Annotated in this window: 12 protein-coding genes; 11 read left to right on the top strand and 1 reads right to left on the bottom strand. The window is 36.7% G+C overall.

Annotated elements, in window-relative coordinates; all coding sequences use genetic code 11:
- Positions 1-91 precede the first annotated feature (91 nt).
- Both acnB and A6B43_RS08280 read left to right on the top strand, forming a co-directional pair.
- Complete coding sequence (acnB, locus tag A6B43_RS08285; protein ID WP_124210501.1) at positions 92-2698, top strand: bifunctional aconitate hydratase 2/2-methylisocitrate dehydratase; 2607 nt, start codon at positions 92-94, stop codon at positions 2696-2698.
- 114 nt (positions 2699-2812) lie between these two features.
- Positions 2813-4099: a citrate synthase gene (locus A6B43_RS08280; protein WP_124210500.1), complete on the top strand. Its 1287-nt coding sequence runs from the start codon at positions 2813-2815 to the stop codon at positions 4097-4099.
- A gap of 80 nt (positions 4100-4179) precedes the next feature.
- Here the strand turns inward: A6B43_RS08280 and A6B43_RS08275 are convergent, their stop codons facing one another.
- Positions 4180-4749, bottom strand: coding sequence for a YceB family lipoprotein (locus tag A6B43_RS08275; RefSeq protein WP_124210499.1), 570 nt, complete (start codon positions 4747-4749; stop codon positions 4180-4182).
- Between the two features lie 122 nt (positions 4750-4871).
- Between A6B43_RS08275 and A6B43_RS08880 the strand changes: the two genes are divergently transcribed.
- The 9 genes from A6B43_RS08880 to mukB all read left to right on the top strand — a co-directional run bounded on the left by A6B43_RS08880 (position 4872) and on the right by mukB (position 15406).
- Positions 4872-4997, top strand: a complete 126-nt coding sequence (locus tag A6B43_RS08880; RefSeq protein WP_257792852.1) for a hypothetical protein — start codon at positions 4872-4874, stop codon at positions 4995-4997.
- 74 nt (positions 4998-5071) lie between these two features.
- Entirely contained in the window at positions 5072-5710 is a 639-nt protein-coding gene (gene lolA, locus A6B43_RS08270) for an outer membrane lipoprotein periplasmic chaperone LolA (RefSeq protein WP_124210498.1), read from the top strand.
- A gap of 66 nt (positions 5711-5776) precedes the next feature.
- Complete coding sequence (gene trpR, locus A6B43_RS08265) at positions 5777-6085, top strand: trp operon repressor (protein ID WP_124210497.1); 309 nt, start codon at positions 5777-5779, stop codon at positions 6083-6085.
- Positions 6072-6842: a monofunctional biosynthetic peptidoglycan transglycosylase gene (gene mtgA, locus A6B43_RS08260; protein WP_124210496.1), complete on the top strand. Its 771-nt coding sequence runs from the start codon at positions 6072-6074 to the stop codon at positions 6840-6842. The genes trpR and mtgA overlap by 14 nt, the downstream gene beginning before the upstream one ends.
- 10 nt (positions 6843-6852) lie before the next feature.
- Entirely contained in the window at positions 6853-7731 is an 879-nt protein-coding gene (locus A6B43_RS08255; RefSeq protein WP_124210495.1) for an ATP-grasp domain-containing protein, read from the top strand.
- Between the two features lie 83 nt (positions 7732-7814).
- Positions 7815-9143 carry a chromosome partition protein MukF gene (gene mukF, locus A6B43_RS08250; protein WP_124210494.1) on the top strand — a complete coding sequence of 443 codons (1329 nt, stop codon included), beginning with the start codon at positions 7815-7817 and terminating at the stop codon, positions 9141-9143.
- A 25-nt stretch (positions 9144-9168) separates the two neighbouring features.
- Positions 9169-10116 carry a dicarboxylate transporter/tellurite-resistance protein TehA gene (gene tehA / locus A6B43_RS08245; RefSeq protein WP_124210493.1) on the top strand — a complete coding sequence of 316 codons (948 nt, stop codon included), beginning with the start codon at positions 9169-9171 and terminating at the stop codon, positions 10114-10116.
- Positions 10117-10196: 80 nt separating this feature from the next.
- Entirely contained in the window at positions 10197-10919 is a 723-nt protein-coding gene (gene mukE, locus A6B43_RS08240; protein WP_124210492.1) for a chromosome partition protein MukE, read from the top strand.
- A complete protein-coding gene (mukB, locus tag A6B43_RS08235; RefSeq protein WP_124210491.1) occupies positions 10919-15406 on the top strand; it encodes a chromosome partition protein MukB in 4488 nt (1495 codons plus the stop codon). Before mukE ends, mukB begins: the two co-directional genes overlap by 1 nt.
- Positions 15407-15533: the final 127 nt, after the last annotated feature.

Here is a 15533-nt window from a genome sequence, read left to right as displayed (position 1 = left end):
TAATTTGTTAATGACTTGTTATTTTTATTCCTTTGGCTATCATTAAACCAGTATTTTATTGATGCCGATTTTTTAAGTGGAGATCATTTGTATGTCTTTTTTAATTGATTACCAAAAACACGTTGAAGAACGCGCAACACAAGGTGTTGCACCATTACCACTTAATGCTGAGCAAACTGCCCAGCTTATTGAATTACTTAAACAACCTCTTGATAACGATCCTAATTTTTTACTCAATCTTTTTGAAACACGTATTCCTGCTGGTGTTGATGAATCTGCCTATGTTAAAGCTTCATTTCTTGCTGCGCTGGTAAAAGGTGAAGTGAACTCACCGCTTGTATCAGCCCAACACGCCATCAAATTGCTGGGGACAATGCAAGGCGGATATAATATTGAACCACTTATTCAAGCCTTAGATAATCCTGATTTAGCTCCTCTTGCGGTTGATGCACTTTCGACTACATTATTAATGTTTGATAGCTTTCACGATGTGGCAGAAAAAGCCAAAGCAGGCAACACGTTTGCACAACAAATTTTAACTTCGTGGGCAAATGCTGATTGGTTCTTATCTCGTCCTAAATTAGCAGAGAAAATTACTTTAACTGTGTTTAAAGTTACAGGTGAAACTAATACTGATGATTTATCACCTGCTCAAGATGCGTGGTCTCGTCCAGATATTCCTCTACACGCCTTGGCTATGTTGAAAAATGAACGTGAAGGTATTGAACCAGATCAAGCCGGTGTGGTTGGTCCAATGAAACAGATTGAAACTCTCAAAGAGAAAGGTTTTCCTCTTGTTTATGTTGGTGATGTAGTCGGAACAGGTTCTTCTCGTAAATCAGCAACAAACTCTGTGCTATGGCTAATGGGTGATGATATTCCTTATATCCCAAATAAACGTGCAGGTGGTGTAGTTTTAGGTGGAAAAATTGCACCTATTTTCTTCAATACAATGGAAGATGCCGGTTCGTTACCTATTGAAGTTGATGTGAGCCAATTACATATGGGAGATATCATTGATCTCTATCCATATGCAGGAAAAATCTGCAAACATAATTCTGATGAAATCATCGCAGAATTTAGTTTAAAAACAGAAGTGTTATTAGATGAAGTTCGGGCAGGGGGGCGTATTCCTCTTATTATTGGACGTGGTTTGACACATAAAGCTAGAGTAGAACTCGGATTACCAGAAAGTGATGTTTTTGTGAAGCCACAAACTGCAGGGGAAAATAGTAAAGGATTCACCCTTGCACAAAAAATGGTAGGGAGAGCTTGTGGCGTAGAAGGTATTCGAGCAGGTCAATATTGTGAGCCAAGAATGACCTCTGTTGGATCTCAAGATACCACAGGGCCAATGACTCGAGATGAGCTGAAAGATTTAGCCTGTTTGGGTTTTTCTGCCGATTTAGTTATGCAATCTTTCTGCCATACTGCCGCTTATCCAAAACCTGTTGATGTGGTAACGCACCATACATTACCTGATTTTATTATGAATCGTGGGGGGGTGTCGTTAAGACCTGGTGATGGCGTTATTCATTCGTGGTTAAATCGCATGTTACTCCCTGATACCGTAGGTACAGGTGGTGATTCTCATACTCGTTTCCCTATTGGCATTTCATTCCCGGCAGGTTCAGGATTAGTTGCTTTTGCTGCTGCAACAGGTGTAATGCCGTTAGATATGCCTGAATCTGTATTGGTACGTTTTAAAGGTGACCTACAACCAGGTATTACCTTACGTGATTTAGTTCACGCTATTCCTTATTATGCTATTCAACAAGGATTATTAACCGTTGAAAAAGCAGGCAAGAAAAATATTTTCTCAGGGCGTATTTTAGAAATTGAAGGTTTAGAACATCTTAAAGTAGAGCAAGCCTTTGAACTTTCTGATGCTTCAGCAGAACGCTCTGCTGCAGCGTGTACAATTAAACTTGATAAAGCCCCAATCATTGAATATCTCAAATCAAATATTGTGTTATTGAAATGGATGATTGCTGAAGGCTACGGCGATATAAGAACGATTGAGCGCCGTATTCGTGCAATGGAAGAATGGATTGAGAACCCACAATTACTTGAAGCTGATGCTGATGCAGAATATGCGGCAGTTATTGATATTGATCTCAATGAAATTAAAGAACCAATTCTGTGTGCACCTAATGATCCTGATGATGCCCGTAAATTATCTGAAGTTCAAGGCAATAAAGTTGATGAAGTATTTATCGGTTCTTGTATGACAAATATTGGACATTTCCGTGCTGCAGGTAAATTACTTAACCAAAATCAAGGAATGCTTCCAACTCGTTTGTGGATTGTTCCACCAACAAGAATGGATGCTGAACTACTCACTGAAGAAGGTTATTACAGTATTTACGGTAAAAGTGGTGCACGTATTGAAATTCCAGGCTGTTCGCTTTGTATGGGTAACCAAGCTCGTGTAGCTGATGGAGCAACAGTTGTCTCAACATCAACTCGGAACTTCCCAAATCGTATGGGGAAAGATGCTTTTGTTTACCTGGCTTCAGCTGAATTATCTGCAGTTTGTGCCTTATTAGGTCGTATTCCAACTTTAGATGAATACCTAAATTATGTGAATAGTTTAGATAACGATAAAGATGATACATATCGTTATATGAACTTTAATGAAATTAATAGCTATATGAAAAAAGCAGATAGCCTGATTTTCCAAACAAGCTGTAATTAAGATTAATCTCAAGCGGTAAGAACATAAAAATATTTGCAATATTTAAGTATTAATCTGACCGCTTACTATTTTAAATAGTAAATAACCGAATATATTAAAAGAAAGGGGAACATTATGCCAAAACTACATCCAACTTTAACCGCAGAGCTTCAATTAAGCGATGGCCGTAAATTTTCTTTACCCGTTTATCAGAGCAATTTAGGCTATGATGCCATTGGGGTAGAAGCCTTACAAAAAGAAAAATTATTTACCTACGATCAAGGCTTAACTTCAACGGCAGTCTGTGAATCTGGCATTACTTATATTGATGGTAATGAAGGCATTCTACTTCATCGTGGATACCCTATTGATGAATTAGCAATGCACAAAACTTACCTTGAAGTGTCCTATTTATTATTAAATGGTGAGTTACCTACATCAGAACAGTTAGAAAGCTTTAAAAAAGAGATCTGCTCTCATTATATGGTAAACGAACAATTTACCCGTTTATTTCAAGGTTTCCGCCGAGACTCTCACCCAATGGCCGTAATGTGTGCGGCAAGTAGTGCATTAGCAGCTTTTTATAACGATACGGTTGATTTAAACTGCAAAGAATCTCAATATCAAACCGCTATCCGCCTACTAGCAAAAATGCCAACTTTGGCAGCAATGTGTTACAAATATAGTATTGGTCGTCCATTTATGTACCCACAATATAATTTATCTTATTCAGGTAATTTTCTTTATATGATGTTTGCAACACCGTGTGAACCTTATGAGGTAAATCCAGTTATTGAACGAGCAATGGATAGAATTTTCACCTTACACGCAGATCATGAACAAAATGCATCAACATCAGCCGTGCGTGGTGTAGCATCTTCTGGACCAAATCCATTTGCTTGTATTGCAGCAGGTATTGCTTCTCTTTGGGGACCAGCTCACGGTGGAGCAAATGAAGCTTGTATTAAAATGTTACAAGAAATTGGTTCAGTTGATCGTATTCCTGAATTTATTGCTCGTGCGAAAGATAAAAATGATCCATTTAGACTAATGGGCTTTGGACATCGTGTCTATAAAAATTACGATCCACGAGCAAAAGTAATGCGTGAAACTTGTCACGAGGTATTAAAAGAGTTAGGTGTAAATACACCACTTCTTGAAGTTGCAATGGAACTAGAACGTATTGCATTAAATGACCCATATTTTGTTGAACGTAAACTTTATCCAAACGTTGATTTCTATTCAGGCATCATTTTACAAGCTATTGGTATCCCAACTTCAATGTTTACGGTAATTTTCGCTTTAGCAAGAACGGTAGGCTGGATTGCAAACTGGAAAGAAATGTATGAAGAGAATTTAAAAATCGTTCGTCCACGTCAAATTTATACTGGGCATATTGAACGCCATATTGTAGATAAATAAGGTCAAAAGCTAAATTTATTTACTCATAAATATTAAATCGGCATAGCGTATTGTATGCCGATTTTTTTATGAATCAAAATTTAAAAGATGGTTGTTTCTAAGCGAATGGCACCTTTTTCAACAATAATTTGTTTACCAAATTTCTTAATCAACGCTTCTTTTGTTTTACTTTCATCAAGGGTATAAACGGGATTACTATTTAGCAGGTAAGCGAAACTTTCCGCTAGGGGAGAAATAAAAGGCTGTAATTCTAATTGATATTTTTCAGGTGAAATAGCCCAATGAGCTAAACGAATATCTTTCAAAAACACAGCGCCTTTTTCATTATCGTAATAGGGAATAGTATCCAAATCTAAACTTAAATTGACATCATATTGCTTACCTTTTACTTTCAATTTCCCATTGATAGTACCCATTACTTCAACACGTTTTTCTTCCGTTTGTCCAATTTTCGTTGCAATGTCACGCAGTTGATAATCTAATTGAAAAATGTGTGGAATGCCAATGCTATTTTTTAAAGGGATTTTTTCATTAAGTCGAGTGGCTAAATATTGATTGATTTCTGGTTCAGAAATAGAAAGAGGGTTAGCGTATGCAATAGATAAAGCAAACGGCATCACTAGAAAAATACACTTTTGTAAAATTTTCATCTAATTTTCCTTTTAAAATAGGTAATGTCTTATTAAACTAGTCTATTATGTTAAATGTAATATTACACTTAGCTAGTTAGCTGTACTAACGGTACAATAGTTTTCAAATAAAGGAAATAAAAATGACAAAAATCTTACTAATCTGTTCTATTTTATTGATCACAGGTTGTTCTATGGGCGTAAATGCTAGTGGAGGATCAAATGGTGTGGGCGTAGGTGTTGGGCTTGGCACAGGTATTCGTTTCTAATTGGATAATTAAAAACGAACTTTTAGCTTATTTTAAGTTCAAATTCCCATTAAATAATAAATAGAGGAATAAAAATGCAACAATTGCTTAAAAAATCATTGTTTGGATTAGGGCTATTATCATTAGTTCAAACCGCAATGGCTGATGTACAAGCCGTAGCGGAATTACAGAAACGATTAGAGTTAGTTAATCAATATAGTGCTGATTTTGATCAAACAGTACGTTCTAGCAAAGGAAAAGAAATTCAAAAAGGCAAAGGAACATTTCAGGTAAAACGTCCTAATCTGTTTAGAATGGATACGAAAATCCCTCAAGAAAATACAATTATATCCGATGGTAAAACGCTCTGGTTTTATGATCCTTTTGTAGCTCAAGTTACTGCAAATTGGGTTAGTGATGCTGTAAATAACACGCCTTTTGTATTACTTACAAGTAATAATAAAGATCACTGGGATCGTTATGATGTACAACAGAATATCGACAGTTTTACATTAAAACCAAAATCGAAAAAAAGTGGGATCAAACAATTTGATGTTCGAATTGATAGCAATGGATTGATGAAAGGCTTTAGTACAATTGAGCGTGATGGGCAAAGCAATCTTTATGTATTACGCAATATTTCAACAGCAAGTATAGCAAATGACCTCTTCAAATTTAACGTGCCTAAAGGTGTTGAATTAGACGATCAACGTACGAAAACTAATAAAAAATAACAAAACTCAAGCGGTTAGATTCGAACAATTTTTTGTCAACTAACCGCTTTCAACGAGTATAAAATAATGAAAAATATTTATACCCCCCGTGATATATCAGAATGGCAACAATTTATATTCTTAGTTAAGCTGGCAGTAGAAGAAGATAAGTTGGAAAACCTTTTAGAAATGTTATTTACAACAGATGAACGTAATTCATTTGGGTTACGTGTGCAAATTATCAATGCTTTATTAAATACTGATTTACCACAACGAGAGATTCAGCAACAGCTTCGAACCAGTGCGGCGACTATTACTCGTGGTTCAAATATGCTGAAAGTGGTTAATCCTGATATTCGAGAATGGGTGAGTAAAAAACTCAATGGCAAAGCGTAGGAAATCTCGTAAAAGTAAAAAAGGGATTTTGAGCCGTTTTTTTATCCCAAGTGAAATCCGTTCAATGAAAGGTTGGTTTTGGTTTATGACCAGCCGAATTGGGTTTGCGATTGCTAATTTTTATCTTTGTTTAACACTCGTTTTTTCAGCCGTTCCCGTACCATTTTCAGCGTATATGGTACAAAAGAAAGTGGAAAATCTGTTCCATTCAGATTATCGTATTCATTATGATTGGGTCAGTATTGATGATATTGCCTGGCAAATGCAAATGGCTGTTATTGCAGGGGAAGATCAAAATTTTGAAAATCATTTTGGCATTGATGTTGATGCGATTTTATTAGCGTTAAAACGTAACGCTAATAGCCGTAAAAAACCTCGAGGCGCTTCGACTATATCGCAACAAACTGTGAAAAATTTATATCTTTGGCACGGTACAAGCTGGGTTAGAAAAGGATTAGAAGTCCCTCTAACACTTTTAGTAGAAGCACTTTGGAGTAAACAGCGAGTTTTGGAAGTTTATCTCAATATTGCAGAATTTGGGCGAGGTATTTTTGGTGTTCAAGCGGCTGCAAAACACTATTTTGGTAAATCAGCGAAACAGCTCACGTTACAAGAATCTGCTTTATTGGCGGCATCATTACCAAATCCTTTTATTTATCGAGTAGATCGTCCAACCACTACAATGCTTAAACGCCAACGCTGGATTATGCAACAGATCCAAAATCTTGGCGGTCGTATATATTTAGAAAAATTATAATCAAATCGTAATGAAATTACTGATACTTTGTCGAGAACCCCGTTTATATAGTTGCCAACGACTAAAATCTAGCGCAGAGGCATTTGGATATTCAGTGGATATTCTTGATCCTAGCTATTTTATGTTGAAACTCACACAAGGAAAATTCCAATATAGCTATCCTAAGATACCTGATTTTATTGAGTATCAAGGTATTATTCCTAGATTTGGCACAACGACCACAGAAATAGGTTGTAATGTTTTATCCCATTTTGAATTACAGGGTATTCCAGTATTAAATAGTACTTCAAGTGTTAGATTAGCTCGAAATAAGTGGCAAAGCCTACAAAAGCTAGTCGCAGAAGGTATTTCTGTACCAAATACTATCTTAGCAGGTGAATTATGTGAGACGAAAGAAAGCATTCGCAATTTTTCCTGCCCGTTCATCATAAAAACATTATCAGGTTCACAGGGCATTGGTGTAATGTTATCAGAAAGCCAACAAAGTGCGGTTAGTTTATTAGATACCTTAAAATCAGCGAATATTCCTATTTTGACGCAACAATTTATTAAAGAAGCACAAGGTGAAGATATTCGTGCTTTTGTTATTGGTAATGAAGTTGTGGCATCAATGGTTAGGCAGGGGACAAGCGGTGAGTTTCGGGCTAATATTCATCAAGGCGGAACTGCAAAATCAATTGAATTATCACAAGAAGAAAAACAATTAGCTGTTAAAGCGGCCAAAACACTAGGGCTAGACGTTGCAGGGGTGGATCTTATTCGCTCTAAACAAGGCTTAATGGTATTAGAAGTGAATGCAAGCCCGGGCTTGGAAATGATTGAAAAAGTTAGTGGTATAGATATTGCACGGAAAATGATCCACCACTTAATTTGCAAAAAAGTAAGTTAATCTTACCGCTTGTCTTTTCTATTTTATGCTGCTTAAGGTACAATACACCCTATTTATCTCTCTTTCACGGTAATATTCCGCTTATGTACGAAGAATTGGCACAAACACTTCCCGAATTAGTCTTATGGACAAAAGATCGTGAATTTTCACTTTCACTTTCTACTGAACGCCTTGCTTATTTATTAGCCATAGCTCTTTACAATAATGAAAGAACAGATGGAGAATTACTTGAAAGCGATTTACAAGATCTTTTCCGCCACGTTTCTACTGTGTTTGAACAATCTAATGTCACTTTGACACAGCGTGCAAATAATGCAATTAACGATCTTGTAAAACAACGTTTTCTTAATCGTTTTAGCAGTGAATTTACTGAAGGATTGGCGATTTATCGTTTAACACCATTAGGGGTTGGAATTGCTGATTATTATATCCGCCAAAGAGAATTTTCTTCATTACGCCTTTCAATCCAATTATCTATTGTTGCAGATGAAATTCAGCGTGCATCTACTTCAGCAGAAGAAGACGGTGATGAACGTTTTTGGCGAAATCAAGTATTTGCTCCCCTTAAATATTCAGTGGCTGAAATTTTTGACAGCATTGATCTATCACAACGAATGATGGACGAAAATCAGCAACATATACGTGAGCGTATAGCAGGGCTTTTAAGCCAAAACTGGCACGAAGCAATTGCAAGTTGTCAGCAATTATTAGATGAAACCTCGGGTAATTTACGTGAATTGCAAGACACATTAAATTCTGCTGGAGATAAATTACAATCGCAATTATTACGAATTCAAAGTTGTCTAATTGGTCGAAATGATCTAGGGTTTGTTGATGATCTTATTGTCAATTTACAGAATAAATTAGATCGCATTATTAGCTGGGGACAACAAGCTATTGATCTTTGGATTGGCTACGATCGTCACGTCCATAAATTTATCCGTACCGCCATTGATATGGATAAAAACCGAGTGTTTGGGCAACGTTTACGTCAATCTATTCAAGATTATTTTGATAATCCTTGGCAACTCTATATTGCCAAAGCCGAAGGGTTATTAGATTTGCGAGAAGGTGAGAGTGAATTAAACAGTGCTGAGGCTGTTGGAGAATTGCCCGCAGAATTAGAATATGAATCGCTTATCTCTGTACAAGAGCAGATTGTAGCAATTATGCAATCACATCTGATTCCATTTAGAGAGCAAGGTAAACCAATCGATCTTGGTGAAATTTTACGAGAACAATTAGCGAAGTACCCACTTTCAAGCCATTTTGATATTGCACGAATAATTGTTGATCAAGCGGTCAAATTAGGCATAGCAAGCCAAGATAATCAAGCTGTGTATCCAATTTGGCAAGCGATTAATGAGAATGGAGCTGAAGTTCAGGCTAATATTATCGATCAATATAATTAAACTTTAAAATTAAGGAAAATATGGCATGCCCTCTAACACTTCCCCTTTTTTAATGCCAACAGGCTATTTTTCAATTTCTCTTGGCTTAGGAGCCACAGCAATTGCTTGGTTTCACGCCAGCCATCTCCTTCCATTTGCAGAAAATATTGGTAATGTTATAGGAATTATTTCTGTGATGAGTTGGCTGCTCTTTAGCGGTTTGTATGTGTATAAAATTATCCGTTATACAGAGCAAGTAAAGGATGAATGGAACTGTCCTGTTCGTTTCTCTTTTATTGCTTTGATTCCGATTACTACAATGGTTGTTGGCGATATTTTGTATCATTGGCAGGTAATATTCGCAGAACCACTAATTTGGTTAGGCGCCATTTCACAACTTATCTTTGCAGGTATTCGTATTGGTGGGTTATGGAAAGGTGATGTTTTCACGGAAGACTCAACGTTACCACCATTTTATCTTCCTTCCGTAGCAGCAAATTTTACAAGTGCAAGTTCACTCGCTTTATTAGGTTATACAGATCTTGCTTATGTATTTTTTGGCGCTGGAGTCATAGCGTGGCTGATTTTTGAACCTGTTTTGCTACAATATTTACGTACAAATAAAATTAACTCAGCAATGCGAGGATCGTTTGGTATTATTTTAGCTCCTGCTTTTGTGGGCGTTGCTGCCTATATTACTATCAATGGTGGGGACGTTGATACATTTGCTAAAATGTTATGGGGATATGGCTTCTTACAACTTATTTTTTTGTTCAGGCTTTTACCTTGGATAACACAAAATAATTTTTCTATTGGACTATGGGCTTTTTCATTTGGATTAGCATCAATGGCAAATAGTGCGATATCGTTTTATCAACATACTCAATTAGAATATCTTTCTATTGTAGTTTTTTTCTTTGCGAATGCGATGATCTTCTTACTTTGTTTAGGAACATTAAAAACGATTATACAAGGAAAATTTTGGCTTAAATAATGCATTTAGTAATACTTTATTTTTAAAGTATGTAAGAAAATAGAAACATTTGATAACTCAATTTATCTATAGAGAACATAATGACAGACATACAAGAACTTATTCCAACAAAATTAGCTCAAGCAATCGCTAATCCTATTTTTCCCCAATTAGATAGTCAGTTACGAATGGGGCGGCATATTAGCCTTGAAGCTCTTGATGAGCACGCTTTTTTAATGGATTTTCAAGCAGAATTAGAACTTTTTTATCGCCGTTATCACGTTGAGCTCATTCGAGCACCAGAAGGTTTTTTCTATTTGAGACCAAAAGCCTCAACGTTAATTGCTCGTAATGTCATGTCAGAAATGGAAATGTTAGTAGGTAAGGTTCTGTGTTATCTCTATTTAAGTCCAGAACGCCTTGCCCAACAAGGTATTTTTAGCTATGACGATGTATATAATGAATTACTGAATTTAGCTGATGAAACTAAATTACTCAAAGCAATCAACCCTCGCTCAACAGGCTCTGATTTAGATAAAGCTAAATTAGTTGAAAAAGTTGGTGGGGCATTACGCCGATTACAGCGGATAGGAATGATTACCCGTGTTGGTGAGCAAAATAGCCGAAAATTCGTGATTTCAGAATCTGTTTTCCGCTTTGGGGCAGAAGTGCGATCAGGGGGCGATATGCGAGAAGCTCAATTACGTTTAATCCGTGATGGTGAAGCAACGACTCCTGAATTACTCAAACAACAAGAAGTTAGTTTTGAGCAAGAATTAACAAATGATACAGATGAAATAGACGAACAAGGCGAGGAAGAATAATGGAACAGCCGGAATTACAAAATAATCAATCAATCGAACCGCTTGTCATTGAACCAGCGGTCATTCCAGCCAAAGTAATGAGAGGCAAATTTTCATCTCTAACACTAATTAACTGGAACGGTTTTTTTGCCCGTACCTTTGACTTAGACGATCTTGTTACCACACTTTCTGGCGGAAATGGGGCAGGAAAATCTACTACAATGGCAGGGTTTGTGACGGCGCTTATTCCTGATTTGACATTACTCAATTTCCGTAATACGACTGAAGCAGGTTCTACCTCAAGTTCTCGTGATAAAGGCTTATACGGCAAACTAAAAGCAGGCGTTTGTTATGCTATTTTAGAAAGTGAGAATTCACGTAAACAGCGTGTAATTACAGGTGTTCGCCTACAACAAATTACAGGCCGTGATAAAAAAGTTGATATTCGTTCATTCTCTTTACAAAATAGTGATCCAACCCAATCTGTTATCAGCCTTTTTACAGAACAAATGGTAGATAAAACAGCACGTGTTTTACCATTAAATGAAATCAAAGAAAAATTTGAAGGCTCAGAGGTTCTTTTTAAACAGTATAACTCAATTACAGATTATCATAGTTTTCTGTTTGATCTTGGGATTATTCCAAAGCGTTTACGTTCATCATCTGACCGCAGTAAATTTTATAAATTGATCGAAGCCTCACTTTATGGCGGAATTTCTAGTGTTATCACCAAATCATTACGTGATTATCTATTACCTGAAAATACAGGTGTTCGCCAAGCTTTCCAAGATATGGAATCTGCCTTGCGTGAAAATAGAATGACATTAGAGGCTATCAAAGTGACCCAGTCTGATCGAGATATGTTCAAAAAATTGATCACTGAATCAACCAACTATGTCTCTGCTGATTATATGCGTAACGCAAATGAAAGACGAGGGAATGTTCAACTTGCCGTTGAAAAACGCCAGGAATGGTATCAAACAAAATCTAAAATAGCGTTAGAACAGCAACGATTTGTTGAATTTAGCCGTGAAGTGAGTGAATTATCTGATACTGAAACCGATTTAGAAGCCGAATATAATAATGCAACTCACCACTTAAATTTGGTTATGAATGCTTTTCGTCATCAAGAAAAAGTAGAACGTTATCAAGACGAAGTAGAAGAATTGCAAGAAAAACTTGAAGAACAGCAAATAGCTACGGAAGAAGTTGTTGAACAAGTTGAGCAAATACAAGCCAAAGCCGATGAAGCAGAAGATACTGTTGAAGATCTCCGTTCTCAAATGGCAGATTATCAACAAGCTCTTGATGCACAACAAACGCGAGCTTTACAATATCAGCAAGCTATCAATGCGTTAGAAAAAGCTAAACAACTTTGTGGGCTACCAAATTTAGATCTGCATAATTTACAAGATTATCATTCAGAATTTGTTGCCCAAGCAGAAGAAATTACCGATCAAGTATTTGATTTAGAGCAACGTTTATCCGTATCAGATATGGCTAAAGCACAATTTGATAAGGCCTATGAATTAGTTTGCAAAATTGTAGGTGAAACAGACCGCTTGCAGGCTGATAATACTGCTCGTGAATTACTCTTAGCTTATCCAAATCAGAAAGCACAAGCTCAGCAAGCGGTAACATTACGCTACAAATTAGCAGAATTAGAACAGCGTTTACATCTGCAACAAAATGCAGAACGTTTATTGAAAGAATTTAATCAAAAAACACAAATGCAGTTTAATTCTTCTGAAGAATTGGAAGCCTATTATGAACAACAACAAGCACGATTTGACGATCTTGAAGCAGAGCTAGCCGAAATCCTTGACCAACGTGCTAGCCAACGTCAGCAACGTGATCAATTAAATCAACAATATCAACAATACGCACAAAATGCTCCTGCATGGCATACCGCACAATCTGCTTTAGCTCGCTTGCAAGAACAGTGTGGCGAAACATTTCCCCATAGCCAAGCAGTAATGCAATTTATGCAAAATATCTTGAGCCGTGAACGTGAAACTACTCTCGAACGAGATCAATTAGCACGCCGTGAACAGCAATTAAACGCTCAAATTGCACGTCTAAGTCAGCCTGATGGTGCAGAAGATCAACGTCTTAATTATCTTGCGGAAAAGTTAGGCGGTATCCTTCTTTCTGAACTATATGAAGATGTATCCCTTGAAGATGCGCCTTATTTCTCTGCATTATATGGAGAGGCTCGCCAAGCGATTGTAGTACGAGATCTTACTCTAGCCAAAAATCAACTAGCTCAATTAGATGATTGCCCTGAAAATTTATATTTAATTGAAGGCGATCCAAATGCGTTCGATGATAATGTCTTCCCTGTTGAAGAATTAGGGAATGGTGTGGTTGTGCAACTATCCAATCGTCAATGGCGTTACTCACAATTTGATGAATTTGCAATTTTTGGACGAGCATCCCGGGAAAAACAGCTTGAGAAAATTAAAGCCGAACGTGATGAAACTGCTGAAAAATATGCAGATGCAGCCTTTAATGTACAAAAATGCCAACGTTTACACCAACATCTTAGCCAATTTGTTGGAACTCATTTATCATTAGCATTTCAGCCAGATCCTGAAATTATTTTACAAGAGATTTCGCAACAACGTAACGAAATTGAACGTGAGTTAAATACAATTATTCATTTAGAACAGCAATATCGCCAGCAGTTTGATGACATCAAAACACAATTACAGCTATTAAATAAATTATTACCACAAGTAGATTTACTGGAAGATGAAAGTTTATTTGAACAGGTAGAAACGTGCCGTGAACAATTATTGGTTGCACAAGAAGATGAAGCATTTATCCGCCAATTTGGTAGCTTATTACAGCAATTAGAGCCAATTGCATCGGTATTAAAAAGCGATCCTACTCAGTTTGATCAACTTCAAATCAATTACAAGCGGGCCATTGAGCAACAAAAATTGTTAAACCAAAAAGTATTTAGCTTAGCAGAAGTGATGAACAGACGTATTCATTTCAGTTATCAAGATTCGATTGGAACAGAAGGATTGGAACTAAATGAAAAACTTCGCCAGCAATTAGTTGTCGCACAGAACCAACGTGAGCAGTTGAAAGGGCAGTTACGCCAAGCACAATCTCAACTAACCGAATATAACCAAGTTCTTACTTCTTTACGTAGTTCCTATGAAGCGAAAAATCAGATGCTTCAGGAATTACTTATGGAAATGGAAGAATATGGCATCCGTAATGATCCCGAAGCCGTAGAGCGAGCAACTGTTTATCGAGATGAATTACATCAACGTTTGAATCAACATCGTATTCGCCGTAGCTATTTAGATAAACAGCTTGCGGTAATTGAGCTTGAAATGGATAATTTAACAAAAGCAATGCGAAAAGCAGAGCGAGATTATCATAGCCAACGTGAAATTGTTGTCCAAGCCAAAGTAAGTTGGTGCTTGGTACAACAGCTTTCTCGTAACAGTGATGTCGAAAAACGTCTCAATCGAAGAGAATTAGCTTATCATTCTGCTGAAGAATTACGTTCTATTTCAGACAAAGCCTTGGGGGCTTTACGTCAAGCAGTGGCTGATAATGAATATTTACGAGATAGCCTGCGTGCCTCTGAAGATAACCGTAAACCTGAGAATAAAGTTGCATTTTTCATTGCCGTCTATCAGCATTTACGGGAACGTATTCGACAAGATATTATTAAAACAAATGACCCGATTGATGCTATTGAGCAAATGGAGATCGAGCTTTCACGTTTAACGAATGAATTGACTGGCCGTGAAAAGAAATTAGCGATCAGTGCAGAAAGTGTTGCAAATATTTTACGCAAAACAATTCAGCGTGAACAAAATCGAATTTTACAATTAAATCAGGGATTACAAAATATCGCTTTTGGTCAGGTAAAAGGTGTTCGCTTAGTAGTAAAAATTCGGGATACACATGCTCTTTTATTAAATGCGTTATCGAATGAACGTGAACAAAATAACGATCTCTTTGAAAATACAAAACTCAGTTTTTCTGAAGCTTTAGCAATGTTATATAAACGGGTCAATCCGCATATTGAAATGGGACAACGTACCCCACAAACTATTGGAGAAGAATTACTAGACTATCGTAATTATCTTGATCTAGAAGTGGAAACTTTCCGTGGTTCAGATGGTTGGATGAGAGCAGAAAGTAGTTCACTTTCAACAGGCGAAGCGATTGGTACCGGTATGTCAATTTTACTCATGGTAGTACAAAGTTGGGAAGATGAGTCTCGCCGTTTACGTGCAAAAGATATTCTGCCGTGCCGTTTACTTTTCCTTGATGAAGCAGCACGTTTAGATACAATGTCAATCAATACGTTATTTGAATTGTGTAAACGTTTAGATATGCAATTACTTATTGCCGCTCCTGAAAATATTAGTCCAGAGCAAGGGACAACTTATAAATTAGTGCGTAAAATTAGTCATAATCAGGAATACGTACATGTAGTAGGTTTAAAAGGCTTTGGACAGAATAAGCAATATTAAATAAGCGGTAAGTGACCACAATTTTTTGCAATAAGGATTTGCATATTTATAAATAAGAAAAGCTCGCAATTAATGTGGGCTTTTCTTCTCTCTATATAAGCGATATAGGATTTTATTATTTTAGATT

It is taken from the genome of Vespertiliibacter pulmonis (assembly GCF_013377275.1).
GTDB lineage: Bacteria > Pseudomonadota > Gammaproteobacteria > Enterobacterales > Pasteurellaceae > Vespertiliibacter > Vespertiliibacter pulmonis.
The sequence above is the reverse complement of the archived record's forward strand: the minus strand, read 5'-3'. Positions and strand labels throughout refer to the sequence as shown.

What these genes read in the sequence shown, in the direction of transcription:
- acnB (WP_124210501.1), top strand. Translation starts at nt 92, where the DNA reads ATGTCTTTTTTAATTGATTACCAAAAACACGTTGAAGAACGCGCAACA.
- A6B43_RS08280 (WP_124210500.1), top strand. Translation starts at nt 2,813, where the DNA reads ATGCCAAAACTACATCCAACTTTAACCGCAGAGCTTCAATTAAGCGAT.
- A6B43_RS08275 (WP_124210499.1), bottom strand. Translation starts at nt 4,749, where the DNA reads ATGAAAATTTTACAAAAGTGTATTTTTCTAGTGATGCCGTTTGCTTTA.
- A6B43_RS08880 (WP_257792852.1), top strand. Translation starts at nt 4,872, where the DNA reads ATGACAAAAATCTTACTAATCTGTTCTATTTTATTGATCACAGGTTGT.
- lolA (WP_124210498.1), top strand. Translation starts at nt 5,072, where the DNA reads ATGCAACAATTGCTTAAAAAATCATTGTTTGGATTAGGGCTATTATCA.
- trpR (WP_124210497.1), top strand. Translation starts at nt 5,777, where the DNA reads ATGAAAAATATTTATACCCCCCGTGATATATCAGAATGGCAACAATTT.
- mtgA (WP_124210496.1), top strand. Translation starts at nt 6,072, where the DNA reads ATGGCAAAGCGTAGGAAATCTCGTAAAAGTAAAAAAGGGATTTTGAGC.
- A6B43_RS08255 (WP_124210495.1), top strand. Translation starts at nt 6,853, where the DNA reads ATGAAATTACTGATACTTTGTCGAGAACCCCGTTTATATAGTTGCCAA.
- mukF (WP_124210494.1), top strand. Translation starts at nt 7,815, where the DNA reads ATGTACGAAGAATTGGCACAAACACTTCCCGAATTAGTCTTATGGACA.
- tehA (WP_124210493.1), top strand. Translation starts at nt 9,169, where the DNA reads ATGCCCTCTAACACTTCCCCTTTTTTAATGCCAACAGGCTATTTTTCA.
- mukE (WP_124210492.1), top strand. Translation starts at nt 10,197, where the DNA reads ATGACAGACATACAAGAACTTATTCCAACAAAATTAGCTCAAGCAATC.
- mukB (WP_124210491.1), top strand. Translation starts at nt 10,919, where the DNA reads ATGGAACAGCCGGAATTACAAAATAATCAATCAATCGAACCGCTTGTC.